This is a genomic window from Nitrospirota bacterium, from assembly GCA_040755395.1.
Classification (GTDB): domain Bacteria; phylum Nitrospirota; class Nitrospiria; order Nitrospirales; family Nitrospiraceae; genus DATLZU01.
The window spans coordinates 1-1,819 of record JBFMAX010000049.1 but is presented as its reverse complement, the minus strand read 5'-3'; the positions used below and the strand labels follow the sequence as shown (position 1 = coordinate 1,819).

The following is a 1,819-nucleotide window of genomic DNA, read 5'->3' as shown; positions in this document are numbered from 1 at the left end:
AGCACAGCATGAAACCCACCCGCGCCATCCTCACCCACAGCAACTACGACGCCGACGACTACGCCTACCTCACCGCCAAGGGCTGGAGCGATGACGAAATCCTGGCCCGCTGGAGCGAAGAGGCTGCGCACGGCAACGGACCCTGCCACTGGGAAAGCGCGTCGGCCCGCGCCAAGCTGGCCGCCGTAACCGGTCGCCAACAGACGACGCGAGATGATTGAGATTGAGCTTGGCTTCCTGATCGAACAGCGCGTTCATACGTGTGTCGCAACGATCAACGAAGGAGACAACGATGACCACCGCCGATACGATCCCCGCCACCCGCAACGAAGCCTGGGGCTTCTGGGGCACGATGGACGCGCACGCGCAAGCCGCCTGGCCCATCGCGATGAACGCCATCTCCGACGCCACGGGACAGCCCTTCGAAGCGGTGCGGGCCTTCCTCGACAGCCGCCACGGACGCCACTTCGCGGACGAAGTCCTCAACCGCAAGCATGCGGGCCATGCCCTCCACGACGCGATCCGCGCCGCCACCCGGCAGTGGATGGAATGGACCATCGGACGCCGCACCAGTAAGGACTACGGTATCCCGCGCGGGCTTCCTTATCTGACCGGGTTCGTGATTCACTGCGAGATCGTCGAGGAGGAAGTCGCCGCCTGATCGAACGCCAGGCCATCCGATTCGCGGGTGGTCTGCTTGCCCGTCCAGTCCTGCCAGCGCCGCACGATCACGTCCGCATACTTCGGGTCGAGTTCGATCAGGCGCGCCACGCGCCCTGACTTCTCGGCGGCGATCAGGGTGGTGCCGGAACCGCCGAAGGGGTCCAGCACCACGTCGCCGGGACGACTCGAATTGCGGATCGCCCGTTCGACCAACTCCACCGGCTTCATGGTCGGGTGCAGGTCGTTCTTCTGCGGCTTCTTGATCTGCCAGACGTCGCCCTGGTCGCGGTCGCCGCACCAGTGGCGCTCCGCGCCCTCGGGCCAACCGTAGAGGATCGGCTCGTACTGGCGCTGGTAGTCGGCGCGGCCCAGCGTGAAGGTGTTCTTCGCCCAGATGATGAACGTAGACCAGTGGCCGCCGGCAGAGCGGAACGCCGCCTGCAGGGTGTCGAGCTCGCTCGACGACATGGCGACGTAGATCGCGCCGCGGGTGTGGGCAACGAGCAGCGACAGCGCGTCGTAGAGAAAGTCGTGAAAGCCTGCGCCGAGCGCGTCGTTGAGAATGGGACGGTGCTTGCCCCGCAGCTTGTCCTTGGCGCTGTTGGCGTAGTTCACGTTGTACGGCGGATCGGTGAAGACCATGTCCGCCCGCTCGCCGTCCGGGAACAGCTGCGCGTAGGCCTCTGCCGCGGTCGCATCGCCGCAGACCAGACGGTGCGGCCCCAGCCTCCAGACGTCGCCCGGCTTGGACACCGGCTCTTCCGGAATCTCCGGGACGGCGTCGTCCTCGGTCTGGCCTTCGTGCTCTGGCTCCTCACCGGCCAGTAGCTCGGCCAACGCATCGGCATCGAAACCGGTCAAATCGAGGTCGAAGCCTTCGTCCTGCAGTGCCTCAAGTTCGATGCGCAGTAGCACATCGTCCCAGGTCGAGAGCTCCGCGAGCCGGTTATCGGCGAGGACCAGCGCCCGGCGCTGCGTCGGCGTCAGGTGATCGAGCACCACCACCGGCACGGTGGACAGGCCCAGCTTGCGCGCGGCGGCGAGCCGCCCATGGCCCGCGACCAGCACACCGTCGGCGCCGACCAGGCAGGGATTGACGAAGCCGAACTCGGCGATGGAGGCCGCGATCTGGGCGATCTGCTCGTCCGAGTGCTGG

At 66.7% G+C, this 1,819-nt stretch carries 3 protein-coding genes; 2 read left to right on the top strand and 1 reads right to left on the bottom strand.

Annotation, left to right across the window (positions count from 1 at the left end):
* Together AB1555_20055 and AB1555_20050 are read left to right on the top strand one after the other, a co-directional pair.
* The coding region (locus AB1555_20055; GenBank protein ID MEW6248972.1) for a hypothetical protein at window positions 1-221 on the top strand (221 nt) is incomplete at its 5' end.
* A 71-nt stretch (window positions 222-292) separates the two neighbouring features.
* Window positions 293-661: a hypothetical protein gene (locus AB1555_20050; GenBank protein ID MEW6248971.1), complete on the top strand. Its 369-nt coding sequence runs from the start codon at window positions 293-295 to the stop codon at window positions 659-661.
* On the opposite strand, the gene AB1555_20045 is transcribed toward AB1555_20050, so the two are convergent.
* On the bottom strand, window positions 625-1,819 hold a 1,195-nt coding region (locus AB1555_20045; GenBank protein ID MEW6248970.1), incomplete at its 5' end, for a site-specific DNA-methyltransferase. The two genes, AB1555_20050 and AB1555_20045, sit on opposite strands and share 37 nt — an antisense overlap.

Excerpts from the sequence above, each read along its gene's own strand:
- AB1555_20050 (MEW6248971.1), top strand. The coding sequence starts at position 293 with ATGACCACCGCCGATACGATCCCCGCCACCCGCAACGAAGCCTGGGGC.